Origin of the sequence: Paraburkholderia sp. 40 (genome assembly GCF_050434105.1) — a bacterium.
Classification (GTDB): Bacteria; Pseudomonadota; Gammaproteobacteria; order Burkholderiales; family Burkholderiaceae; genus Paraburkholderia; species Paraburkholderia tuberum.
This window is the reverse complement of the sequence record NZ_JBNPVY010000002.1, coordinates 1,145,414-1,168,596: the sequence shown is the minus strand read 5'-3', so window position 1 is coordinate 1,168,596 and position 23,183 is coordinate 1,145,414. Positions and strand designations below refer to the sequence as shown.

Here is a 23,183-nt window from a genome sequence, read left to right as displayed (position 1 = left end):
CCGGTCCGGTCGAACACGCACGCAGCGCGCGGCGGCTTCCGCCGGCCGGCCTACTTCATCACACAGGTGCTTTTCCCATGTCCACCAAACCTACCGAATCGAACGCCACGCCGGTCGTCACCGAACTGCGCGTCGTGCCCGTCGCCGGTCGCGACAGCATGCTGATGAATCTGAGCGGCGCGCATGGTCCGTTCTTCACGCGCAACATCGTGATTCTGCGCGATAGCGCGGGCCATGCCGGCGTGGGCGAAGTGCCGGGCGGCGAGAACATCCGCAAGACGATCGACGACGCGCGGCCGTTCGTGGTCGGTCAGTCGATCGGCAATCTGCAGGCGATCCTGAACAAGGTGCGCACGCAGTTCGCCGATCGCGACGCTGGGGGGCGTGGCCTGCAGACCTTCGACCTGCGCACGACGATTCACGCGGTGACCGCGCTGGAAGCCGCGCTGCTCGACCTGCTCGGGCAGCATCTCGGCGTGCCGGTCGCGGCACTGCTCGGCGAAGGCCAGCAGCGCGACGAAGTGGAAATGCTCGGCTACCTGTTCTATATCGGCGATCGCAACAAGACCGATCTGCCGTACGCGAACAACGCCGGCGCGCGTGATGACTGGGAGCGCGTGCGCACCGAGGAAGCGATGACGCCGGAGATGGTCGTGCGTCTTGCCGAGGCCGCGAAGGCGCGCTATGGCTTCAACGACTTCAAGCTGAAGGGCGGCGTGCTGCCAGGCGACGCCGAGATCGAAGCGGTCACGGCACTCGCCGAGCGCTTCCCCGAAGCGCGCGTGACGCTCGATCCGAACGGCGCATGGTCGCTCGCGGACGCGGTGCGCCTGTGCCGTGACAAGCACGATGTTCTCGCCTACGCGGAAGATCCATGCGGCGCGGAGAACGGCTATTCGGGCCGCGAAGTGATGGCCGAGTTCCGTCGCGCAACCGGCCTGCCGACGGCGACCAACATGATCGCGACTGACTGGCGTCAGATGGGTCACGCCATCCAGCTGCAATCGGTCGATATTCCGCTCGCCGATCCGCATTTCTGGACCATGCAGGGCTCGGTGCGCGTCGCGCAGATGTGCAACGACTGGGGCCTCACGTGGGGTTCGCATTCGAACAACCACTTCGACATTTCGCTCGCGATGTTCACGCACGTCGCGGCCGCGGCGCCGGGCAAGATCACCGCGATCGATACGCACTGGATCTGGCAGGATGGTCAGTTCCTGACGCAAGATCCGCTGCAGATCGTCGGCGGTAAGGTCAAGGTGCCGCGGAAGCCGGGGCTCGGCATCGAACTCGATATGGATGCGCTCGAGAAGGCGCACGCGATGTATCAGCAGCACGGCCTCGGCGCGCGCGACGACGGCATTGCCATGCAATATCTGATTCCGAACTGGAAGTTCGACAACAAGCGGCCGTGTCTCGTGCGTTAAGGACGATTTAACTCAATCCAAAAGCCTGGCGGGCTGCACGAAAGATGCGGTTCACCAGGCTTTTTTGTTTCTTTTTGCATTGCACGGTGCGAGATAGCCGCACCGCGGATATCGGCGGCCATCATCGCGCCACTTGTCAGCTCTTGCGAAACACCACATGCGAAATCCGCTGCACCAGCAGCGCGGCCGCGAGCGATGCCACCGCCGTCAGCCACACACCGATATGAATCGACTGCACGAGCGCGTCGCGTGCGCTATCGATCAGCGTGAGCGTATCGAGTCCCGACTTCTTCATATCCGCAATCAGTTGTATGCGCGACGCGTCGTCGATCAGGATGCGCAGATCGACGAAACGCGGCCGCCATTGCGATGCGGCCGGCTCTCCGAGCACGCTCATCGTGCGCGTGACGACATTGCGATAGTGATGCTGCACGACAGTCGCGACGATGCTGGTGCCGAGCATGCCGCCGACCATGCGCGTCGATTGCAATAGCGCGGTCGTGATGCCGAAGCGCTCGCGTCCGGCGATCTCCTGGCCGAACACGTTCAGGTTGTTCAGGATGAAGCCGAGGCCGATGCCGACCGCGCCCATCGGCAGCACGATGCGCCAGTGCGGCGTGTCCGGATTGGCGAACGCGAGCGCGATCGACGCGAACATCAGCAGCCCGAAACCGATCGTCAGAATGCGGGTGGGCTTCTTCATGTGAATCACGATGCGCGTGTTCAGCACACTGCCGAGTGCGATGCACGCGGCGATCGGCGTCGCGAGCAGGCCGGCCTGCTGCGGCGAAAGACCGAAGCCGCCTTGCAGCAGCAAAGGCGCGAAGAAGATCAGCGAGAACATCACGAACCCGGACAGCATGCCGAGCGTGAATAGCGTGACGAGCTGCGCGTCCTTGAACAGATCGAGCGGAACGATCGGATGCGTGGCGCGCTTTTCGCACGTGAAGAGTGCGATGGCGCCGGCGATCACGCACGCGCCGAGCACGAGATTGCCCACGGTGAGGCCGTGCTTCGGCACCGCTTCGATAAACGCCTGCAAGCCGCCGAGCACGCACGCGACGAGCCCCGCGCCGAGCCAGTCGATCTTTACTTCGCCGTCATGCGGCCGCCGGAAATTCGGCAGATGCATCCAGATGAAATAGAGCGCCGCCGCGCCAACCGGCAGATTGACGAGAAACGTCGAGCGCCAGCCGAGGTGCTCGCTCATCCAGCCGCCGAGCGACGGGCCGGCCGCCGTACCGATGCCGTAGGCCGCGGCCAGCACGACCTGCCAGCGCACGCGGGTGCGCGGGTCGGGGAACAGATCGGGAATCGACGCAAACGCGGTGCCGACCATCATGCCGCCGCCAACGCCTTGCAGTCCGCGCGCGATCGCGAGAAACAGCATGCTGTTGGCGAGGCCGCACAACACGGACGCGACCGTGAACGTGATCACCGCGGCGATCACGAAGCGCTTGCGGCCGAAGTAGTCGCCGAGCCGCCCGAACACCGGCACCGTGACGACCGAGGCGAGCAGGTACGCGCTTGCGATCCACGCAAAATATTCGAAGCCGTGCAACTCGGCGACGATCGATGGCAGCGCGGTGCTGACGACGGTCTGGTCGAGCGCGACCAGCATGTTGACGAGGCCGATGCCGAGCATCGCGTAAAGCGCGTGGCGAAACGGCAGGGCGGGGGCGGCGGCGGCGGCGGAACTGGCGGGGGCGGTGGAATTCACGGATCGGGCAGAAGGCGGTTCGGGGTGGACGCTGCACGGCGGATCGCGGTCAGGCTCCCGGCGATTGTACGCAAGTTGTCTGACGTCCTGAGAATTATACGGGTTTCCCCTGATCAAAAGCATTCGTCGCACGAAAAACCACACGGCGCGGGAAAAAAGGTGGTGCCCCCGGGCACGGCGTCGCACACGGGCCGCGCGGGTACGCCCGAACGTGGTAAGTTCGCTCGCGGTATATCCGATCGATGTGTTCGAGGAGGAACTCATCCTGCGTCACGCCATGGCTTTCCTGCTGAACACAGTCCGCGAAGCCTTGACGATCAGCGTCGGCGTGAGAGCGGCTTGGGGAGGTGGCGCGCTTCTGCTCTATGCGCACGGCGCAGCCGCCGTCACCGACATTGATACCGGCACCGGCGCCGCCTCAGGAATCAACACCGGCTTCGTCTCGCTGTATGGCGTGATCGATACGAGCGTCGAAATCACCGACCCCGGTTCGGGCTGGGTCGCGCGCATGGACTCCGGCGCGTATCGCGGCTCTCGGGTCGGGCTGCATGGCGCGGAGCCGCTCGGGGGCGGCAACGCGATCGTGTTCACGCTCGAAAACGGCTTCAGCTCGACCGACGGCAGCTTGCAGGTGCCCGGCTCGATCTTCAATCGTCAGGCATGGATCGGCGCGAGCGGTAGCTGGGGCGAACTGCGCGTCGGCCGTCAGTATTCGCCGATCTATATCCCGTTCAAGGGCGATCTCGACGCGTTCGGCGCCGGCACGATCGCCTCGGGGCTCAACAATCTGTCGAAGATCACGCCGTATGCGAACAACGCGGTTGCGTATCTATCGCCGAGCATCGCCGGCTTCAGTGCGACGCTGATGATGGCGATGCGCGATCCGTCCGAGGCCGACGGCAACGGCATCGACGGGTATTACGTGACCGCGTCGTATCGGCTCGACCACCTGCATCTGCTGTACGCGCGCCAGCAGACGCACGGTGCCGGCGCGCTGCGCGCGAACCTCGGCGGCGCGAACTACGCCTTCGGCAAGCTGCGCGTGTGGCTGTCCTTTTTCAACGGCGATGGCGGCACACCGGTCTATCACGGCGCGGGCGGCTCGCTGTCGGCGCAGTACAGTTTTTCGACCAATGCGCGTGCCTCGCTCGGCTATGCGCACGTGCGCGACTACACGACGCCTGGCGGCAGCGCGGACCAGTTCAGCGCGGCGTTCGAATACAGCATGTCGCCGACGCTGCTGCTGTATTTCAGCGCCGCCTATCTCGCGAATCACGACGACTCGCGCTTCACGCTGCGCGGCGTCAACGTGACCGGGCTGCCCGTTGCCTATCCGGGCGCGCCGGTCGCGGGCGTCCAATTCGGTGTAATAGAGCGGTTCTAGCGCGCATCGCAATACGTCAAGCTTTCAGTCGAGTCATTCACCGATTGGATAAAAGCGCTTGAATGCGTGCGCGAAATCACATGTCACGCGAGTCGGAATTGCAAAAGCGTCACGAGTAAAAAAAGCCGACACAATGTGTCGGCCTAAAGATTCTGGCATCCGAGGATGATTGCCAGAGCACATAGCGCGCAGATTCCGCGGGATCACGCTCGCGCGTTGGCACGAATCCGATTGAACAGAAAACGGGGTAGTGGCGCTATGCTAGCGTTTTCGTCTACTCGAGGAACGACCGATGACCCAACACGCAGGTTCGATGATCACGTTCAACCGTCCCGACGGCAAGCAGCTACAGGGCTATCTCGCGAAGCCTGAAAAAACCGCGGGTGCGCCCGCGGTCGTCGTGATCCAGGAATGGTGGGGCTTGAACGACCAGATTCGCGGCGTCGCCGATCGCCTCGCGAAAGCCGGCTACTTCGCGCTGGTGCCCGATCTGTATCGCGGCAAGTCGACGGTCGAAGAGGATGAGGCGCACCACTTGATGAGCGGCCTCGATTTCGGCGATGCCGCAACGCAGGACGTGCGCGGCGCGGTCCAGTATCTGCAGCAGCACGCGGCGAAGATTGGCGTGACCGGCTATTGCATGGGCGGCGCGCTGACGTTCCTCGCGCTGTGCAACGTGCCTGAAGTGGCGGCCGGGGTCGTCTGGTATGGCTTCCCGCCGCTCGACTATATCGACGCGTCGAAGATCAAGGTTCCGGTGATGGGCCACTGGGGACTGCAGGACGAGTTCTTCGCCGCCGACACCGTCGACGCGCTCGAAAAGAAACTCACCGACGCGAAAGTCGACGTCGAGTTTCATCGCTATCTGGCGCGTCACGCGTTCGCGAACGAAACGGCGGTCGGGTCGGGCCGCATCGCGAGGACGCAATACGACCCGGTCTGGGCGCAACAGGCGTGGGATCGTACGTTGACGTTCTTTGGCCGCACGCTTTGGAAATGAGTTGGTGAATGGCGGAAGCGGACGGTTAGTCCGCTTCGTGAGAGTGCCTGCGGTCGTGGTGCTTTCTTGATTCGGCCGTCCGAACGGTGCCGCACGTTGCCCACGATGGACGCGTCCGCGGCTCAGGAAGCGCTCCACACCCGCGCGCTGTTGATGGCGGCGGCGTTCGGCAAGGAAACAGGCTTGACCGGCAGTGCGCGGGCGGTGGCCCGCACCGCGCTGTTCACGGCAGCGCGCCGCTATATCGACGCAAATCTCGGCCAATCTGATCTGACGGTCGACAGCGTGCTGGCCATGTCGCAGCTGTCGCGGCCCACTGTATCGATTGTTCGAGCCGGAGGGTGGGCTTCACGCGTATATCCGCAACCGGCGCCTGCGCGAAGCGGCCGATGAACTGCATCGCCACCCGCGCAGGCCGGTGATCGAGGTCGCGTACGGCTGGGGCTTCAATAGCGCGTCGGATTTCAATCGCGCGTTCAAGCGTGCCTACGATATGTCGCCGGGTGATTTTCGCGCGGCGGCATCCGCAATCAATTCATGGAGATGACAACGTGGTGAAGATCGATCCTGACCGGCTGATGGCCGACCTCAAACGGCTGCGCGGTTTCGGCGCGACCGGTCCCGGCGTGGTCCGGCTCGCGCTGTCGCCGGTCGATCTGGCGGCGCGCGAATGGCTGGTCGGCAGGATGACTGAGGCAGGGCTCGAGGCGCGCATCGACGGCGTCGGCACCGTGTTCGGACGCTCGCGCAATAGCGGTCCCGCGCTCGTGATCGGCTCGCATACCGACACGCAGCCGACCGGCGGCTGGCTCGATGGCGCAATGGGCGTGATGTACGGGCTCGAAATCGCCCGCGCGCTAGCGGAGCATGACGCGACGCGGCACCTCGCCGTCGACGTCGCGTCGTGGATCGACGAGGAGGGCACGTTCTCGGGCCTGCTCGGCAGCCGCAGCTTCGTCGGCGAGGCGGTCGACGACTCGATTCGCGGCGCGACGAACCGGCAGGGCGAACGCCTCGCCGACGTACTCGAGGCCGCTGGACTAGCGGGCCGGCCGCGTGCGCGTTTCGAGGCAGGGCGCCAGGTCGCGTATCTGGAGCCGCATATCGAGCAGGGCGGACGTCTCGAAGCGATCGGCAAAGCGATCGGCGTCGTCACGACGATCGTCGGGTTGCGCGAATCGCGACTGCGCTTCACGGGTCAGCGCAACCACGCGGGCACGACGCCAATGGCGAGCCGCCGCGACGCGGGCGCGGCGCTCGTCGCGTTCATCGCGCGGATGAATGACGCGTTCACGCAGCTGGCGGACGCGGATACCGTCTGGACCGTGGGCCGCATCGATCTCGATCCGGGCTCGATGAGCGTCGTGCCCGGGGCGGCCGACATGTACCTGCAATTCCGCGATGCGAACCCGGCACGGCTTCAGGCCATGGAACGCGCGCTCGCGGAACTGGTGCGCGATTTCAACGCGCACGACGCGGTGAGCGTCGAATTGCAGACGCTCGACGAGCCGATCGAACCCGTCAGCATGGACGCCACGCTCGCGGAGCACATCGCGCGAGCCGCCGAAGCACTCGCGCCGGGCCAGTGGCTGCGCATGCCGAGCGGCGCCGCGCACGACGCGCAGGTGATCGCGCGTTGCATGCCGGCGTGCATGATGTTCGTGCCGAGCATCGGCGGCGTGAGTCACGACTTTATCGAGGACACGGCCGAGGAGCATATCGTGCTCGGCTGCCAGGTCGCGGCGACGGCCGCGGCTTCGATGCTGCTGCAGCTATCGGCTGGGCATTCCTGAGGGCCGCGCTACTTCCACTTGTCGCCGAGCGCGTCGAGCCCGGCTTTCATCAGATCCTCGGGCAGCATCGCGATGCGCAGCTCGCAGTCGGCGTCGAGCGTCAGGAACCACGGTTCGGCAAGCGCGGGGATCGCCGATGCATCGGCGACCTCGACGACCGCCACCGCGCCGCGTTTGCCCTGCTGCTCGGTGAAGTAGATGGCTTCTGGTTTCATGTCCTCGAGGATCTTTCTCATCAGGTCGCCGATTCGGCCTTCGCGCACGAGTGTGCTGAACGGTTCGTTCGGTATTTGTATGTTGAGAAGCATGCGCATGTCATCCTCCTGTTCAATACCCCAAAGGGCATCTTAAGGATAGGTGTTGCATGCGCGGGCGATGGTGCTGATCGCGGATGAAGCATCGGCGATTACGGCCGGTGGGTGGCGCATCGTGCCGGGTGTGCGCTGCTTTAGCTACCGAACAGCGAACCTTGCGTTCCCCGGCTCGGCTGACGATGCGCCGGTTTCGCGGGTCCATCGTCCTTGACCGGTTGCGCCGCGTTTCCCTTCGGCGCCAGCCGATGCGCGTCATCCGCCGCTGCTTCGAGCGAGGTCTGCCCCGCCTCCAGCGAAAGCAGCAGCATCTTGTTGGCGAGGCCGCCGGCGAATCCTGTCAGCTCGCCCGACGCGCCAATCACGCGATGACACGGCGCGACGATCGAAATCGGATTCCGGCCGTTTGCCGCGCCCGCCGCGCGCACCGCATTGAGGTTGCCGATCTGCTGCGCGATCTCCGAGTAGCTGCGGGTCTGGCCGAACGGGATGGTCAGCAGCGCTCGCCAGACCTGCTTCTGGAACTCGGTGCCCTGAAAGTCGAGCGGCAGATCGAAGGCCTGGCGCGTGCCCGCGAAGTACTCGCGCAATTGCCGCTCGGTTTCGACGAGCACCGCGTGTTCGTTCGCTTCGCTCATTTCGCCGAGTCGCACGCGGTTCGGCTTGTCGTGCTCCCACAGAATTGCGGCAAGGCATTCGCCTTTCGCCACGAGCTTCAACTGACCGACCGGCGAATCGATCAACTTGTATGTGTACGTCACTTTCTCAGGCTCCTGACAGGGTGGAGGCGCAAGGTTCGCGAGGCGGCGGCGTTTCTTCGACCGGACGCGGAAAGCTGCATGAAGGCTGCGCCGTTATTCAACAGTGTGTCGCTTGCGTCGCCTGAACGCGCTCCAGATATTGCTGTCTCATTCGCATTCGACATGGCCGCGACGAGCGTGACCATCGCGGCGATCACGTCACTGTACCGCAGAGGACCCCAGATGGCCTTTGACTCAGTAAAATCGACAGCTTCGGTACGACGCGCTGCGGGCGCTACCCGATCTTCTTTCCCACGACTGTGACCACGACTCTAGAACAACTGCGGGCCGGGCGACTGGCGGGTGCGCGCGAACTCAAACTCGCGTGCGGCCTGAGCGAATTTCCGCGCGAGATTTTCGATCTCGCCGATACGCTCGAAGTGCTCGACCTGTCGAACAACGCATTGACGACGCTGCCGGACGATCTGCCGCGTCTGCGCAAACTGCGCATCCTGTTCGCGTCCAACAACCCGTTCATCGAATTGCCCGGCGTGCTCGGCGAATGCGCGCAACTGAGCATGATCGGCTTCAAGTCGAATCGCATCCGCGAGGTGCCGGCGCGCGCGCTGCCGCCGCTGCTGCGTTGGCTGATTCTGACCGACAACGATCTCGAACGCTTGCCCGCGGAGCTCGGCCGCTGCACGCAACTGCAGAAGCTGATGCTTGCCGGCAACCGGCTGCGCGCGCTGCCCGAGGAGTTGGCCGCATGCACGCGGCTCGAACTGCTGCGGCTCGCGGCGAATCGTTTCGATGCATTGCCGAGTTGGTTGCTGCGTCTGCCGCGGCTTGCGTGGCTCGCCTATGCGGGCAATCCGTTCAACGCGGCGCTCGAACAGGCGGCGCTCATCGACACACCCATCAGCGGCATTCGTTGGGATGCGTTGCAGCTCGAACGGCCGTTGGGCGAGGGCGCATCGGGGGTCATCTATCGCGCGGCGCTGCACGCGGACAACGAGCCCGCGCCGCGTGCGGTCGCCGTCAAGCTGTTCAAGGGTGCGGTGACGAGCGACGGTTTGCCCGACTGCGAGATGGCTGCTTGCATTCGCGGCGGCGAACATGTGAACCTGATCCCCGTGCTCGGCAAGGTGATCGGGCATCCGTCGGATACGCATGGCCTCGTGATGGGATTGATCGATACGCGCTTCGCCAATCTCGCCGGCCCGCCGAGCCTCGCATCGTGTACGCGCGACATCTATCGCGACGACGCGCGCTTCGACCTTGCGACGGTGCTCGGTATCGCGAGCGGCATCGCGAAGGTCGCGAGTCATCTGCATCGGGGCGGTGTGATGCACGGCGATCTGTACGCGCACAATATCCTGCACGGCGGCGCGGGGCGCGCGCTGCTCGGCGATTTCGGGGCGGCGTCGTTTTTTGACGCCGGCGATCGCGAGCTCGCTATCGCGTTGCAGCGGCTCGAAGTGAGGGCGTACGGCTGTCTGCTCGAAGAACTGCTCGAGCGTTGCGACGTACCCGGTGGACTCGACGCGCAACTCGCCACCTTGAAGACGCGTTGTCTGAGCGAAGATATCGACAGCCGGCCGCTCTTCGACGAAATTGCCGCCAGCGTCGCGTCGTTCGATCGGCGCGTCCGCAAACGGCACCTCCGCAACCGGCACCTCCGCGAAGGAGTCAAGCCATGACGCAGCACATGCGCCGCCGCGTGCTGCTCGCGAGCGCGCTGGCCGCAACCGGTCTCACTGGCATCGCGCTGTTCGCGGACGATGCCGGCGCCGAAGTGCTGCCTGGCACGAAGCCGAAGATCGCGCTCGTACTCAAATCGATGTCTGACCCGTTCACGGTCGCGATGGTCGACGCTGCGCGCAATTACCAGGACCACTTCTCGTCGCAATTCAGCCTGACGATTCGCGGCACGGCCAACCAGACCGACACCGCCGCGCAGATCCGCATGGTCGACGAGGCGATCAGGGCAAAGGTGAACGCGATCGTGATCGCGCCGACCGACTCGAAGGCGCTGATCCCGGTGATCGCGCGCGCGATCAAGGCCGGCATCATCACGATCACGATCGACAACCCGCTCGACGATGCGGCACAAGCGGCCGCCGGCATCTCGGTGCCGTTCGTCGGGCCGAACAATCGCAACGGCGCGAAGCAGGTCGGCCAATATCTGGCCACGCGGCTGAAGCCAGGCGATCAGGTTGGCATCATCGAAGGCGTTTCGGTGAGCAGCAATGCGCAGCAGCGCACGGCCGGCAGCCGCGATGCGATGGATGCCGCGAGCGTGCAGGTCGTCGCGGTCGAGTCGGGTGACTGGGAGTACGGCAAGGCCCGCGACGTGGCCGCGAAAATACTGGCCGAGCACCCGCAGCTGCGCGCGCTGTTATGCGGCAACGACAACATGGCGATGGGCGCGGTCGACGCGATTCGCGACGCGGGTCGCGGCGGCGGCGTCTATGTCACCGGCTACGACGCGATCGATGCGATCAAGCCGCTACTCGCCGACGGCCGCGTGCTCGCGACGATGAACCAGTTCGCCGGCCGCCAGACCGTGTTCGGCATCGACTTCGCGTTGAAGGCGGTGACCGAGCGGCGCAAGCAGCGCGAGTTGTCGAAGGTGATCGAGACGCCGCTGCAACTGGTGACGGGCTCGAAACGTTGAGGCGGCGCGCGACGTCCGGCGCATCAGCAAGGCCGACGGGCAGGCTCTCGCGATGCACTACATCGAGCGCGTGCGCAATCCCGAGCAGGTGCACTAGTACCCGACGCCACTATCGGGCGGCCAGCAGCGCGTCACGCAAAGTGCGCGTTTGAAGCAGTTCTTGTGTCAGGTCGTGCGTACCGATTAGCGCGCAGCGACGGCGGCAGCGATTTTTTCCGTGGCATGATGATGTCCGGTGTATTGGTATTCAACCACAACGAACCGCTGGGCCTGCCATGTCCTTCCATACCTGGTTGCTTTTCGCCGGTGCCTATCTGCTCACCACCATTTCGCCGGGACCGAACGTTCTGCTCGTGATCCGCAATTCGGTCCGCTATGGAAACCGCGGCGCGGCGGCGAGCGTCGCCGGTAATCTGCTCGCGCAAGGAGTCGTCGTCGCGCTCGTGGCGCTAGGTGTCGGCGCGGTATTGACGACGCTGCCACCGCTCTTCGTCGCGATGAAAGTGCTCGGCGCGGGTTATTTGGTGTATCTCGGCATCAGGCAACTGCGCGGCGGCAACAAAGAGGCATCGCGGGCCGCGCAGCGGGCGGGCGTCGCATCGTCCGCTTATACGTTCGAGCGCAAGAAGGTATTCCGTGAAGCCTTGCTCGTGTCGGGCAGCAATCCGAAGACGATGATCTTTCTATCGGCGTTCATGCCGCAATTCATCGACCACGAGCGCGGCCTGTCGGAGCAGTTCATCGTGATGTATCTGACGATCGCGGTCACCGTCGTGCTCGTGCACACCATTTATTCGCTCGGCGTGCGCGGTATCCATACGCGCGTCGGAGCCAGCCCTTGGGTCGCGGCCATCAAACGCGGCAGCGGGCTAGTCTTCGTCGCGCTCGGCATCAAGCTGCTGACCGCGCAACGCGGCTAGTCCGTCATGGTGCCGGCAAGAAAATGAGCCGAATGCAAAGCATCGTCGATGTGAACGTGCTGTTCCTCAATGGGCAGGGCGAGTGCCTTTTCATCCAGCGCGCGAATACCGGTTTCAGGGACGGCCAGTACGCGTTGATTGCCGGCCATCTCGAACCGGGCGAATCGATCGAGGCATGCGCGATTCGAGAATCGAAAGAAGAAGCCGGTGTGACGATCGAGCCCGGCGCGCTCGAATTCAAACTCGTGATGCGGCGCGACTCGGACACGAACCGCATTAGCTTCTTTCTCGTGTGCCGTTCATGGCAGGGCGAACTGGCGAACATGGAGCCGCACAAGTGCTCGGGCTTCGTGTGGGCGAAGCCGGACCATCCACCGGCACCGGTCGTCGACTACGTGGCGGCCGCTCTCGCGCATATCCGCGACGGTGTGATGCTGGCCGATTTCAAGCCGTGATTCGCAGAGTTCCTGCTTATCTCGTCACTTTTGCTGACGATTTCCTGAACGAATCAAACCCGCAAAATCCCGCTGAATCGAGCGACGAAACGACCGCCAATTGACGCGGCTCCAATCCGGATTGCGCGGGAATCTGTCGCTTGCGCCGGTTTTTGCGTTATTGTGCTGCACCAAAAATGGCGGACCTGGCGAATTGCTGGATTCGCCGGATTTCAATTCATCCGGACTGGATGAATGGCAATGTTCGATCAATAGCAGGAATCCCCAGCCATCCGGTTGGCAAGGTAAGTAAAGAGGAGATGTGTTGTATGTCGTTCAAGCTTCACAAACTGCTGCCGGTCAGCGCGGCAGTCGTTGCATTCGCGGGCATCGCCGGCACGGCGAACGCGGATCAGGTGGTCAAGATCGGTCATGTCGGTCCGCTGACGGGCGGCTCCGCCCACCTCGGCAAGGACAATGAAAACGGCGCGCGCCTCGCGATCGAGGAAATCAACGCGAAGGGTCTGACGATCGACGGTCAGAAGATCACGCTCGTGCTCGACGCCCAGGACGACGCGGGCGACCCGCGTCAGGCAACCCAGGTCGCGCAAAAGCTCGTCGACGACAAGGTCGTCGCGGTGGTGGGCCACCTGAACTCGGGCGCGTCGATTCGCGGCCTCGAAGATCTACAGCGACGCTGGCATCGTGCAGATCTCGCCGTCGTCGACGAACCCGGCGTACACCCAGCAGGGCTTCAAGACGACCTACCGCGTCGTCGCGACCGATGCGCAGCAAGGTCCGGCACTCGCGACCTTCGCCGCGAAGACGCTGAACGTGAAGACCGTGGCCGTGGTCGATGATTCGACCGCCTATGGCCAAGGCCTCGCGAACGAATTCGAAAAGACCGCGAAGGCACTCGGCCTGAAGGTCGTATCGCACGACGCGACGAACGACAAGGCCGTCGACTTCCGCGCGATCCTCACGAAGATCAAGGGCGAGAATCCCGACGCGATCATGTACGGCGGCATGGACGCGACCGGCGGTCCGTTCGCGAAGCAGGCGCGTCAGTTGGGCCTGCGCGCGAAAATGCTGTCGGGTGACGGCGTGTGCACCGAAAGCCTCGCGGACCTCGCCGGTCCGGCGGCGGGCAACGTGGTGTGCTCGCAGGCCGGCATGGCCGTCGAGCGCATGAACGGTGGCGCGCAATTCGCGGCGAAGTACACGAAGCGCTTCGGTCATCCGATCGAATTCGACGCGCCGTTCACGTACGACGCGGTGTATATCGTCGTCGACGCGATGAAGCGCGCGAACTCGACCGATCCGGCGAAGGTGCTCGCCAAGGTGTCGGGCACCGACTACAAGGGCGTGACCGGCGAAACGACGTTCGACGCGAAGGGCGACCTTCAGCACGGCGTGATCTCGCTGTACGACTATAAGGACGGCAAGAAGACGCTGCTCGACGTCGTCAAGATGTAACAGCGAGCGGTACACCGCAAAAGCACAAAGGGCCGATCAAGCATTGCTTCATCGGCCCTTTGTTTTGACGGTAGCGAGATCGTTCGACTCAGGTCATTGTGGTTACGGCACGAGCCACAACGCCACCGCGTAAATCACCAGCGACACCGCGAACGTCACCGCCGTATAGCCCATGACGCGCTGAATCCGGATACCCGCCGATCGCGACGATCGGCACGGCCCAGAACGGCTGCAGCATGTTCGATACATTCTCGGCCATCGCGACGCCCATTGCGGTGCGCGGCACCGACGCATGCAGGCTGAGCGCCGCGGGCAGCACGAACGGACCCTGCACCGCCCAGTGGCCACCGGCGCTCGGCACCAGCAGCGTGATGATCAGCGAGCTCAGATAGCTCCACAGCGGCAGCGTGACCGGTGACGCGATCGTCACGAACGCTTTCGCGATCATCGACGCGAGACCCGTGCCCTTCATGATGCCCATGATCCCGCCGTACATCGGATATTGCAGCAGCATCGAGCCGGTCTGACGCGCGGCGCGGCGAATCGAATTCGCGTACGCGATCGGCGTGCGTTGCAGCGCGAGACCGATCATCAGGAAGATCAGGATCGTGTTGTTGATGTCGAGATCGAATCCTTCCTTGTGCCACGTCAGCGCCAGATAGCCGATGCCGAGCGCGAGCATCAGCAGTGTGCCGAGCATCGACTGTTCGAGGCGCGCCGCGAGCGATGTCTCGCTGCTCGCGCGGGCATGCGGGTCGTCGCTCAACGCGTCGGCGGCTGCTTCGCCGCTCTGACGAAACGCGACGACGTTCTCCGCCTTCGGATGCATCTTGATGAAGATCGCGGTCATCACGACGACGACCAGCACGGTCGGAATGAACACGAACGGCGCGAAGATGGTTTCGCTGAGCGGCACCACGTGGCCGGTCGCTTTCTCGACGAGATTCAGCGCATTGCCGTGCGAGGCCTGTGATAGCGCGATCGAACTTGACAGCCCGCTGTTGCAGATCGACCAGGCCGAATAGCTGCCCGCGACGAGCCATGCGAAGTCGACGTCGACGCGCCGCGCGATTTCCCGCGACAGCAACGCGCCGACGATGAGCCCGAGCCCCCAATTGAGCCACGCGGCAACCGCGACGACCGGAAACACGAGCAGCGCGGCACGCGTCGGCGAGTTCGCATGCGACGCGAGCGCGCGCAGACCGCGTTGCACGATCGGCGCTTCCGCGATCGCGTAGCCGGTCGCGAGGATCAGGATCATCTGCAGCGCGAAGCCCAGAATGCCGAACGTGCCGGTGTACCAGGAATCGAGCAGCGTCGGCAGTGTGCCGGTCGGTGCGATCAGCATCGCCAGCACGGCGACGAAGAACGTCAGGCAGATCGACAGTACGAACGGGTCGGGCATGACCTGCTCGAAAACATAAACCAGCCCTTCGACGATGCCGCGCGAAGCGGCCGGTCGGCCGGCGGCGTGAGGGGGAGTGTCTCGCTTCATGTGTGTGACTCTGTGTAGTGCCCGGCCCTGTGCTGGGCGGAGGGGCGGGTACGGCGCGCCGGCGCGGGGTGCTGGCGCGTATTGGCGGCAAACTTGCCTTACCTGATCTTGATCACAGCGGACAGATTGGCGCGAATCCAGGAGGGTGGGCCCAGGCTTGGGCGCGACTGGCCTCGAACCCGGTGTTGCACTCGAAAAGACCTCTGTTTCCGTTTCAATGTTCTTACAGTGAACACGGTTTCGTTAAACGAACGCTACATTATTCGCGGTGGGAGCGGGAAATGTCAAGAAAAACGTGAAATCGGCTGAACGGTCGCGACATCGATTAATATCTTTCACGACCTAATTACGCAGAAAAAATATATTGGACGTCTTACTGGCGTTCTTGCACTATTCGTTCCAGCGCAAAGTCCGCGTACTCATGCGATCCCCACGCCCGCGCGGGCGCTCATTAAAACCGATAACAGCAATTCCTGAGGATACAGATGCCCAACTATCGCTCACGCACTTCGACTCATGGCCGCAACATGGCCGGCGCCCGCGCGCTGTGGCGCGCCACCGGCATGAAGGACGACGATTTCGGCAAGCCGATCATCGCGGTCGTGAATTCGTTCACGCAGTTCGTGCCGGGCCACGTGCATCTGCGCGACCTGGGCGCGCTGGTCGCGAAGCAGATCGAAGCGGCCGGCGGCGTGGCGAAGGAATTCAACACGATCGCCGTCGACGACGGCATCGCGATGGGCCACGGCGGCATGCTGTATTCGCTGCCGTCGCGCGAACTGATCGCGGACTCGGTCGAGTACATGGTCAACGCGCACTGCGCGGACGCGATGGTCTGCATCTCGAACTGCGACAAGATCACCCCGGGCATGCTGATGGCCGCGATGCGCCTGAACATTCCGGTCGTGTTCGTGTCGGGCGGTCCGATGGAAGCGGGCAAGGTCAAGTCGCCGACCGACGGCCAGGTGATCGCGAAGATCGACCTGATCGACGCGATGATCAAGGCCGCCGATCCGAAGATCAGCGACGCCGAAGTCGCCGAAGTCGAGCGCAGCGCGTGCCCGACCTGCGGTTCGTGCTCGGGCATGTTCACCGCGAACTCGATGAACTGCCTGACCGAGGCGATCGGCCTCGCGTTGCCGGGCAACGGCACCATCGTCGCGACGCACGCATGGCGCAAGGGCCTGTTCGAGCAGGCGGGCAGCCTGGTCGTCGATCTGTGCCGCCGCTACTATCAGGAAGAGGACGCCTCGGTCCTGCCGCGCAGCATCGCCACCAAGCAGGCGTTCGAAAACGCGATGACGCTCGACGTCGCGATGGGCGGCTCGACCAACACCGTGCTGCACCTGCTGGCCGCCGCGCAGGAAGCGGGCGTCGATTTCACGATGTCGGACATCGACCGTATCTCGCGCAAGGTGCCGTGCCTGTGCAAGGCCGCGCCCATGACCGACAAGTACCACATCGAGGACGTGCATCGGGCGGGCGGCATCATCGGTATTCTCGGTGAGCTCGCGCGCGCGGAGCTGCTCGATCTGTCGTGCGGCAACGTGCATAGCGACACCCTCGGCAACGCGATCGCGAAGTGGGACATCGCCGGCGGCGCGGGCGAGGAAGCGCAGAAATTCTTCCGCGCGGCGCCGGGCGGCATTCCGACCACGGTCGCCTTCAGCCAGGAAGCGACCTACGCGACGCTCGACACGGACCGCAAGAGCGGCTGTATCCGCAGCAAGGAAAACGCGTACTCGAAGGACGGCGGCCTCGCGGTGCTGTACGGCAACCTCGCGGAGAAGGGCTGTATCGTGAAGACCGCGGGTGTCGACGAATCGCAGTGGCTGTTCTCGGGTCGCGCGCGCGTGTTCGAAAGCCAGGACGACGCGGTCGACGCGATTCTCGGTGACAAGGTCGTGCCGGGCGACGTCGTGGTGATCCGCTATGAAGGTCCGAAGGGCGGTCCGGGCATGCAGGAAATGCTGTACCCGACTTCGTATCTGAAGTCGAAGGGCCTCGGCAAGAGCTGTGCGCTGTTTACCGATGGCCGTTTCTCGGGCGGCTCATCGGGCCTCGTGATCGGCCATGCGTCGCCCGAAGCAGCGGAAGGCGGCACGATCGGTCTGGTCGAAGACGGCGACGTGATCGAGATCGACATTCCGCAGCGCAAGATGCATCTCGCGGTGTCGAATGAAGAGCTCGCACGCCGTCGCGCGGCGATGGAAGCGCGCGGCGACGACGCATGGCAGCCGACCAATCGCGAGCGTGTCGTGTCGCAGGCATTGCAGGCGTATGCGGCGCTCGCGACCTCGGCCGATCGCGGCGCGGTGCGCGATATTTCGCAATTGAAGCGCAAGTAAAGCGCCAATAAAGCGCCAATAAAGCGCCAATAAAGCGCCAATAAAGCGCCAATAAAGCGCCAATAAAGCGCGGACTGGCGCGGATCGGCGCGGCGGCCCTTTTCGCGGTGACGCGACCGGGCCCCAATAGAGACCGGTATGCGGGCGACTGCATGCCGGTTTTTTTGCAGTGGCAGTGCGAATGGACGATCGCTCAGGCGTCTCCTGCGCAGCCCTCCGCGGAGCCTTTCCTAAGCCGGAAAACTGGAAACGATGTCATCGGCACGCTACGACGACCCCGCCAGCATCACGCAGTTTCTGCCGTTGGCTTTCGCGGCATAGAGCGCTGTATCGGCTCTCGCCGTCACCGAATTCGTCGACGCCAGCGCTGAGTGTGCATGCGACGTCGCCGGTCGGAGCGCGCGCAACAGACGCCGCGACGAGTGCGCGCAACCGGTTCGTGAGACGGGCCGCCTCCTTTTTCCCGGTCAGTGGCAGCAGTAGCGCAAACTCCTCACCGCCGATGCGGCCAAGGACGTCGGTTTGCCGAATTCCGCGCGATATCGTCAAGGCAACATGCGCAAGAGCCTGGTCGCCAGCAGCATGCCCGTATCTGTCATTGATGCCCTTGAAGTTATCGATGTCCAGAATAGCGATGGACAGCTTCGACTTCGCCACCTTTGCCAACTCGAACAGCGACTCGGTCCTGGCGATGAACGCCCGCCGCCCGAGCGCGCCCGTCAGATCGTCGATGGTGGCGAGGCGCTCCATCCGCTCCGCCAGCCGGTCATGCGCCAGCATCACCATGCCAACCGACAGGCATGGCAAGGTCAGTATCGCCATGCCGAGAAACGCGACGTTCAGCGGCGTGTCCTCCAGAAAAGTCGTTTCATGCGCCAGGCCGGATCCATACGAGCCGAGAACGGCGACGCTCATCATGCAGGACAGAATCGCGATGCCGATGAAGGCGTTCGGGATGGACATGGCAGCGTAACAATGGGTGTGATCCATGAAGGCTCCTGGCGCAACACCAGGTCGCGCCAGTTACATCCGCTGCCTTCGCGCAAAGCGCATATGTACCGGAAGAATTTTTCGCGCCAGATCAAATTTCAACGATTTTCGCCCGACGGTTTCCTTTCGAATCGCTGGACAGACTCATCTGGCGTCGACGTGACGGGGCGGTCGCCACGCATAGCCGGATTTCGGCCTCATGCAACCTTCGCGTTACGGCCTGCTTGCGTCTATGCTTGACTCACTTGTTTGGCTGCCAACAACGCCGACGAGGTCTTCTGCAGTCTTCAATAATCGCCCGCTCACCAAGGGCAAACCCAACAGGAGAAAACCAGATGTCACGATCCATCACGCGGCGCGCTTTCATGGTGTTCGGTGGTTTGGCCTTCGCGGGTACGCTGACCTTGGCGCAAGCGGCGCCCGTCTCGTTTGAGGTGCCTTTGACGGGCGCCCAACAGGTTCCGCCGGTGCAGACGCCTGGCAGCGGCAGCGCCAAGCTCACGTTCGACCCCAGCACGCGGGTCGTCACCTGGAACATCAGCTTCAGCGGATTGACGAGTCCGACCACGATGGCGCATTTCCACGGACCCGCCCCGGCCGGTAAAAACGCTGGCGTAAAGATCTGGCTGTCGCAGAAGGGCACCATGGAGGCGACGAGCCCGATCACCGGTCAGGCCACGCTATCTCCGGCCGACGCCAAGATGTTCGAAGCCGGTGACATGTACATCAACGTTCACACGAAGAACAATCCGGATGGCGAGATTCGCGGCCAGGTGACGCCGCCGAAGGGCAACTGAAGCAGGCACGGTAGCCGCGCCCGGAGAGCGGGTTTGCGTCAGGCTCAAAGATAAGCCGCGAGCAGCATCACCATGGCAACGCCGACGCCGAATGGCAGCAGCGCCAGCAGCGCTGGCGCCTGCCGCGGCGCGTCCACGGACCAGGGCAGCAGTTTGTAGCCGGTCAGCATCGGGCGCAGCAGGTTGTGTCCCTTCGCTACCGCGTAGAGGGCGATCACGAGCACGTGCAGCACCACCGCGGCGAGCAGCACGTACCAGACAAGGCCGTGCAACGCTGAGATTGCGTTGGCGAGCCACACGGGCACCAGTTCGCTAAACGGCCCTTCGTCGGCGATGTCGTTGTTGACGTAGAGCCCGCTCAGCGTCTCGGTCAGCAGCAAGACGAGCAGAAATAAAACCATCCAGCCGCCGGCCGGATTGTGACCGACCTGCACATCGGGCTCGCGATGAAACAGGCGGCGCAAATGGTGAAGCGCGGCAGCGGGTGATGCCACGAAACTGCGAAAGCGGGCGGTCTCACTGCCAAAGCAGCCCCATAGCAGCCGGAAAATGACAAGGGCGAGCAGCGTCTCGCCGACGCGCACGTGCCAGTCGATCCAGTTCAACTTCAACGTGACATACGCGGCCGTGACCAGCACGACCACCAGCCAGTGAAACAACCGCACCGGCGCGTCCCAGACAAGGACAGGGCGGGTTACGGGCTGGGTCGGCCGTGTGTCGGGTTCGTGAGCATCCATGTGTCGTACAGCATTCGCAATTCCTTGCCGCGCTTGGGATGGGACAGGTGTTCCCAATACATCATGGCGGAACTGGCAAACAAGGTTCCGATCACAAGAAGGTAAAGCGTGGCTAGATCGACTTTCATCGCTGACTTCAGAGCGCGTCCCCGGTGCAACGGGCAAAAGGTTAGAGACTACATACGTGATAACGGCAAACGCCGCGCATCCTTGCGAAATGATATCGGAATGGGTCGTGGGGGAGACGCGAAGCCGGGCGGGTGGGCCTACGGTCGACCGAAAAGCTACACGGTGAACGCGGAAATTTCGCCGGCTGGCATCTTCTGCGAAACGCGCCATGTCGGCGCAAAGCCAATACAGATCGTCGCGAAAGGTTGAGTTCATCGCGAGGCGCAGCAGCGCCAGATTGCTATTCTTCATAGACATAGACCGGTTGTTCACGCGCACTCCCATGCGTGCCCGCGCGGAAAGGGGGATGTATGACGCGTCCTGCACTATCGCTGCTTTTCCTGTGCATTTCTGTTGCCGGTCTGTCTGCGACGCACCTTGCGTGCGCAGCAGGCGTTCTTCCGCAGGGCGGCCAATACGTTGCCGGGGCCGGCACCATCTCGAGCCATGGCAACGCGCTGCTGGTCACGCAGCCGGGTTCGACGCGCGGCGTGATCGATTGGAACAGCTTCTCTGTCGGAGCCCACAACCGCGTGACGTTCGACAACGGCTCCGGCGCGACCTTGAATAGGGTCACGGGCGGCTCGCCGTCGGCAATCCTCGGCAGACTCAGCGCAACGGGCAGCGTGTATGTGATCAATCCGCAGGGCATAGTCGTGGGCCCCTCGGGCGTCGTGACAACGGGTGGACGTTTCGTCGCGTCTACGCTCGATGTCTGCAACTGTGCTTTCATCAAAGGCGACGCACTCACGCTGTCGGGCGAGTCAAATGCGAGCGTGATCAACCTCGGCAAAATCAGTTCGAGCGGCGCCGATGTCTTCCTGATCGCGCGAGGCGCGGTCGTCAATGCGGGCACGATCAAAGCGCCAGGCGGCACGGCCGAACTGGCCGCAGGCGAACAGGTGTTGTTACGGGACTCGGCCAGCAGCAAACAGGTTTTCGTGCAGACGGGGAGCGTTGGTACGGTCGTCAACAGTGGACGCATCGCAGCCGCGCAGATCAGCCTGCAGGCCGCCGATGGCAACGTGTTTGCGCTCGCCGGCGGTGGCGCGCGCATACGCGCGACGGGCACGGCGAACCGCGACGGACATGTGTGGCTCGTCGCCGACACCGGCCGGATCGAGCAGTCGGGCGTCGTCACGGCCAGGAACGCCGACGGCAGCGGCGGGACGGTCGATACTGCCGCGGCGCAACTGGCATTCGGCGCCAAGGCAGCGGTAAATGCGGGCGAATGGAATCTCTCGACGCCTGCATTCACGATCGATCATTTCGCTGCACGCGCACTGCGCCGCAGCCTGAATTCGGGCACTACTGTCGATGTCGCCACGACAGGCGCGATGGGCGCAACGGGCGATCTGGACGTCGCATCGAGCCTGCGCTGGTCTGGTCCCGCTTCGCTGACGCTCGCCGCGTACCGCGACGTGTCAGTCGCGAGCGGCGCGACGATTGCGAACAAAGGCGCGGGCAATTTGACCTTGCGCACCGACGCAACCGGAAGCGACAACGGCGGCAGCGTCGTGAATCACGGCACGCTCGACTGGTCGAAAAGCACCGGCGCGCTGAGCGCTTTCTATGACATGAACGGCACATACGTTGCCGGTACCCAACTGAGCAACCCGGCGTGGACGCCCCCCGCGTTCAGCGGTCTGGTGACGCAGATCACCGCATACAAGCTGGTGAACTCCCTGACCGATCTGTCGAATGTCGCCAACGACCTCACCGGTAACTACGCGCTCGGCAAGAATGTCGATGCGAGCGCGACGAGCAACACCGCCTTCGTTCCAATCGGCAGCGTCGACACACCATTCACGGGGCAGTTCGACGGACAAGGCAACACGATCAGCTCGCTAACGGTCGCGCAGTTGGCGCCTTCCCAGTTCGTACGATTGATGGGTATGTTCGGCGTGATCGGCGCCCAGGGCGTCGTGCGCAACGTCGACATTTCGGGCACGGCGAGCACGGCTCCCAACCAGATGGCCAGCGTCTACATGGGCTTGCTGGCCGGCATGAACAACGGCACGGTCCTGCGGGTGAATACGTCCGGCACGGTTCTTAGCGGTGGACCTGGCGCATCCGCTTTGCTCGACTTTTCGATAGCCGGTGGGCTCGTGGGCGCTAACGCCGGCTCGATCCAGCGTTCTTCGAGCAGCGCCGCCGTGACCGCGGGAAATGTGCTCGGTGGTCTGGTGGGCGCGAATAGCGGTCTGATCAACCAGTCGTTCGCCACGGGTCCTGTCGTTTCGCTGAGTTATATCAATGAGGGCGGCGGCGGCCTTGTCGGCGTTAACAGCGGCATGATCAACCAGTCTTATGCAACCGGCTCGACAACGCTTCTGGGCTATTGCCGCGGCGCTGCCGGTACGCCGTGCGGCGGCGCCGGCCTCGTCGTCATAAACTCGGGAACGATCACCCAGTCATTCGCGACCGGTCTCGTGACTCAGCCGTCCTATCAGCCGATCGGCATCGCGCGGGCCAATACCGGCAAGATCGGGAACGATGTGTACTGGGACACCGACACCACGACTGCCACAGTCGGCGTCGTATACGGCACGCAGATTCCCGCGGCGAACGGGCTGACCACCGCGCAGATGAGCACACCGGCATCATTCGTCGGTTATGACTTCAGTCCGACGGGGGTGTGGGCGATGCCTGCTGGCGCGACGCATCCGGTGCTGCGCTGGCAGCTGGCGCAATGACGCGTGACTAATCAAGCGGAAGCTGGAAAAAAAATTCTAGCTTCCGCTGATTAGTTACCCCCTGATAAAT

General features: G+C 63.7%; 19 protein-coding genes and 3 pseudogenes. 14 read left to right on the top strand and 8 right to left on the bottom strand.

What is annotated here, in order from left to right; all coding sequences use genetic code 11:
- Positions 1–77 precede the first annotated feature (77 nt).
- Positions 78–1,427 (top strand): glucarate dehydratase, encoded by a 1,350-nt coding sequence (gene gudD, locus OKW28_RS06595; protein ID WP_429444273.1) that lies wholly within the window; start codon positions 78–80, stop codon positions 1,425–1,427.
- Between the two features lie 136 nt (positions 1,428–1,563).
- Here gudD and OKW28_RS06590 read toward each other — a convergent pair whose 3' ends face one another.
- Positions 1,564–3,072: an MFS transporter gene (locus tag OKW28_RS06590; RefSeq protein ID WP_429446873.1), complete on the bottom strand. Its 1,509-nt coding sequence runs from the start codon at positions 3,070–3,072 to the stop codon at positions 1,564–1,566.
- A gap of 286 nt (positions 3,073–3,358) precedes the next feature.
- Between OKW28_RS06590 and OKW28_RS06585 the strand changes: the two genes are divergently transcribed.
- The 5 genes from OKW28_RS06585 to OKW28_RS06565 all read left to right on the top strand — a co-directional run bounded on the left by OKW28_RS06585 (position 3,359) and on the right by OKW28_RS06565 (position 7,324).
- Positions 3,359–4,531 (top strand): porin, encoded by a 1,173-nt coding sequence (locus tag OKW28_RS06585; protein ID WP_429444272.1) that lies wholly within the window; start codon positions 3,359–3,361, stop codon positions 4,529–4,531.
- A gap of 292 nt (positions 4,532–4,823) precedes the next feature.
- On the top strand, positions 4,824–5,531 hold the full coding sequence (locus OKW28_RS06580) for a dienelactone hydrolase family protein (protein WP_429444271.1): 708 nt from the start codon (positions 4,824–4,826) through the stop codon (positions 5,529–5,531).
- Positions 5,532–5,627: 96 nt separating this feature from the next.
- Complete coding sequence (locus tag OKW28_RS06575; RefSeq protein ID WP_429447004.1) at positions 5,628–5,924, top strand: hypothetical protein; 297 nt, start codon at positions 5,628–5,630, stop codon at positions 5,922–5,924.
- Positions 5,857–6,078 (top strand): helix-turn-helix transcriptional regulator, encoded by a 222-nt coding sequence (locus OKW28_RS06570; protein WP_429444270.1) that lies wholly within the window; start codon positions 5,857–5,859, stop codon positions 6,076–6,078. The genes OKW28_RS06575 and OKW28_RS06570 overlap by 68 nt, the downstream gene beginning before the upstream one ends.
- Before the next feature lie 4 nt (positions 6,079–6,082).
- A complete protein-coding gene (locus OKW28_RS06565; protein ID WP_429444269.1) occupies positions 6,083–7,324 on the top strand; it encodes a Zn-dependent hydrolase in 1,242 nt (413 codons plus the stop codon).
- An 8-nt stretch (positions 7,325–7,332) separates the two neighbouring features.
- On the opposite strand, the gene OKW28_RS06560 is transcribed toward OKW28_RS06565, so the two are convergent.
- A complete protein-coding gene (locus OKW28_RS06560; protein ID WP_090807469.1) occupies positions 7,333–7,638 on the bottom strand; it encodes a panthothenate synthetase in 306 nt (101 codons plus the stop codon).
- A 134-nt stretch (positions 7,639–7,772) separates the two neighbouring features.
- Positions 7,773–8,396, bottom strand: a complete 624-nt coding sequence (locus OKW28_RS06555) for a methylated-DNA--[protein]-cysteine S-methyltransferase (protein WP_429444268.1) — start codon at positions 8,394–8,396, stop codon at positions 7,773–7,775.
- 299 nt (positions 8,397–8,695) lie between these two features.
- Here OKW28_RS06555 and OKW28_RS06550 point away from each other — a divergent pair, with 299 nt between their 5' ends.
- The 4 genes from OKW28_RS06550 (at position 8,696) to OKW28_RS06535 (ending at position 12,427) form a co-directional block, all read left to right on the top strand.
- Entirely contained in the window at positions 8,696–10,075 is a 1,380-nt protein-coding gene (locus OKW28_RS06550; protein WP_429444267.1) for a leucine-rich repeat-containing protein kinase family protein, read from the top strand.
- A complete protein-coding gene (locus OKW28_RS06545; protein ID WP_429444266.1) occupies positions 10,072–11,052 on the top strand; it encodes a substrate-binding domain-containing protein in 981 nt (326 codons plus the stop codon). Before OKW28_RS06550 ends, OKW28_RS06545 begins: the two co-directional genes overlap by 4 nt.
- Positions 11,053–11,327: 275 nt before the next feature.
- Positions 11,328–11,972 (top strand): LysE family translocator, encoded by a 645-nt coding sequence (locus OKW28_RS06540; RefSeq protein ID WP_429444265.1) that lies wholly within the window; start codon positions 11,328–11,330, stop codon positions 11,970–11,972.
- Positions 11,973–11,995: 23 nt separating this feature from the next.
- Positions 11,996–12,427, top strand: coding sequence for an NUDIX hydrolase (locus tag OKW28_RS06535; RefSeq protein ID WP_429444264.1), 432 nt, complete (start codon positions 11,996–11,998; stop codon positions 12,425–12,427).
- A 24-nt stretch (positions 12,428–12,451) separates the two neighbouring features.
- Here OKW28_RS06535 and OKW28_RS06530 read toward each other — a convergent pair whose 3' ends face one another.
- Complete coding sequence (locus tag OKW28_RS06530) at positions 12,452–12,679, bottom strand: hypothetical protein (RefSeq protein WP_429444263.1); 228 nt, start codon at positions 12,677–12,679, stop codon at positions 12,452–12,454.
- A gap of 56 nt (positions 12,680–12,735) precedes the next feature.
- Between OKW28_RS06530 and OKW28_RS06525 the strand changes: the two are divergent.
- Positions 12,736–13,882 (top strand): annotated as a pseudogene (locus OKW28_RS06525) (branched-chain amino acid ABC transporter substrate-binding protein).
- A 102-nt stretch (positions 13,883–13,984) separates the two neighbouring features.
- Here the strand turns inward: OKW28_RS06525 and OKW28_RS06520 are convergent.
- Positions 13,985–15,377, bottom strand: a pseudogene (locus OKW28_RS06520) (short-chain fatty acid transporter).
- 485 nt (positions 15,378–15,862) lie between these two features.
- Here OKW28_RS06520 and ilvD point away from each other — a divergent pair.
- Complete coding sequence (gene ilvD / locus OKW28_RS06515; RefSeq protein WP_429444262.1) at positions 15,863–17,725, top strand: dihydroxy-acid dehydratase; 1,863 nt, start codon at positions 15,863–15,865, stop codon at positions 17,723–17,725.
- Positions 17,726–17,980: 255 nt separating this feature from the next.
- Here ilvD and OKW28_RS06510 read toward each other — a convergent pair whose 3' ends face one another.
- On the bottom strand, positions 17,981–18,715 hold the full coding sequence (locus OKW28_RS06510; RefSeq protein WP_429444261.1) for a GGDEF domain-containing protein: 735 nt from the start codon (positions 18,713–18,715) through the stop codon (positions 17,981–17,983).
- A gap of 335 nt (positions 18,716–19,050) precedes the next feature.
- Here OKW28_RS06510 and OKW28_RS06505 point away from each other — a divergent pair, with 335 nt between their 5' ends.
- Positions 19,051–19,512: a CHRD domain-containing protein gene (locus OKW28_RS06505; RefSeq protein ID WP_429444260.1), complete on the top strand. Its 462-nt coding sequence runs from the start codon at positions 19,051–19,053 to the stop codon at positions 19,510–19,512.
- A 44-nt stretch (positions 19,513–19,556) separates the two neighbouring features.
- Here the strand turns inward: OKW28_RS06505 and OKW28_RS06500 are convergent, their stop codons facing one another.
- Positions 19,557–20,249 carry a cytochrome b/b6 domain-containing protein gene (locus tag OKW28_RS06500; protein ID WP_429444259.1) on the bottom strand — a complete coding sequence of 231 codons (693 nt, stop codon included), beginning with the start codon at positions 20,247–20,249 and terminating at the stop codon, positions 19,557–19,559.
- A gap of 8 nt (positions 20,250–20,257) precedes the next feature.
- Positions 20,258–20,377, bottom strand: a pseudogene (locus OKW28_RS06495) (GGDEF domain-containing protein); the annotation flags it as partial.
- 351 nt (positions 20,378–20,728) lie between these two features.
- Between OKW28_RS06495 and OKW28_RS06490 the strand changes: the two are divergent.
- Positions 20,729–23,113 (top strand): filamentous hemagglutinin N-terminal domain-containing protein, encoded by a 2,385-nt coding sequence (locus tag OKW28_RS06490; RefSeq protein ID WP_429444258.1) that lies wholly within the window; start codon positions 20,729–20,731, stop codon positions 23,111–23,113.
- The last annotated feature ends 70 nt before the right edge of the window (positions 23,114–23,183 follow it).

Coding starts and splice junctions, on each gene's coding strand:
- gudD (WP_429444273.1), top strand. CDS start 78: ATGTCCACCAAACCTACCGAATCGAACGCCACGCCGGTCGTCACCGAA.
- OKW28_RS06590 (WP_429446873.1), bottom strand. CDS start 3,072: ATGCTCGGCATCGGCCTCGTCAACATGCTGGTCGCGCTCGACCAGACC.
- OKW28_RS06580 (WP_429444271.1), top strand. CDS start 4,824: ATGACCCAACACGCAGGTTCGATGATCACGTTCAACCGTCCCGACGGC.
- OKW28_RS06560 (WP_090807469.1), bottom strand. CDS start 7,638: ATGCGCATGCTTCTCAACATACAAATACCGAACGAACCGTTCAGCACA.
- OKW28_RS06545 (WP_429444266.1), top strand. CDS start 10,072: ATGACGCAGCACATGCGCCGCCGCGTGCTGCTCGCGAGCGCGCTGGCC.
- OKW28_RS06540 (WP_429444265.1), top strand. CDS start 11,328: ATGTCCTTCCATACCTGGTTGCTTTTCGCCGGTGCCTATCTGCTCACC.
- OKW28_RS06535 (WP_429444264.1), top strand. CDS start 11,996: ATGAGCCGAATGCAAAGCATCGTCGATGTGAACGTGCTGTTCCTCAAT.
- ilvD (WP_429444262.1), top strand. CDS start 15,863: ATGCCCAACTATCGCTCACGCACTTCGACTCATGGCCGCAACATGGCC.
- OKW28_RS06510 (WP_429444261.1), bottom strand. CDS start 18,715: ATGGATCACACCCATTGTTACGCTGCCATGTCCATCCCGAACGCCTTC.
- OKW28_RS06505 (WP_429444260.1), top strand. CDS start 19,051: ATGTCACGATCCATCACGCGGCGCGCTTTCATGGTGTTCGGTGGTTTG.
- OKW28_RS06500 (WP_429444259.1), bottom strand. CDS start 20,249: ATGGATGCTCACGAACCCGACACACGGCCGACCCAGCCCGTAACCCGC.
- OKW28_RS06490 (WP_429444258.1), top strand. CDS start 20,729: ATGACGCGTCCTGCACTATCGCTGCTTTTCCTGTGCATTTCTGTTGCC.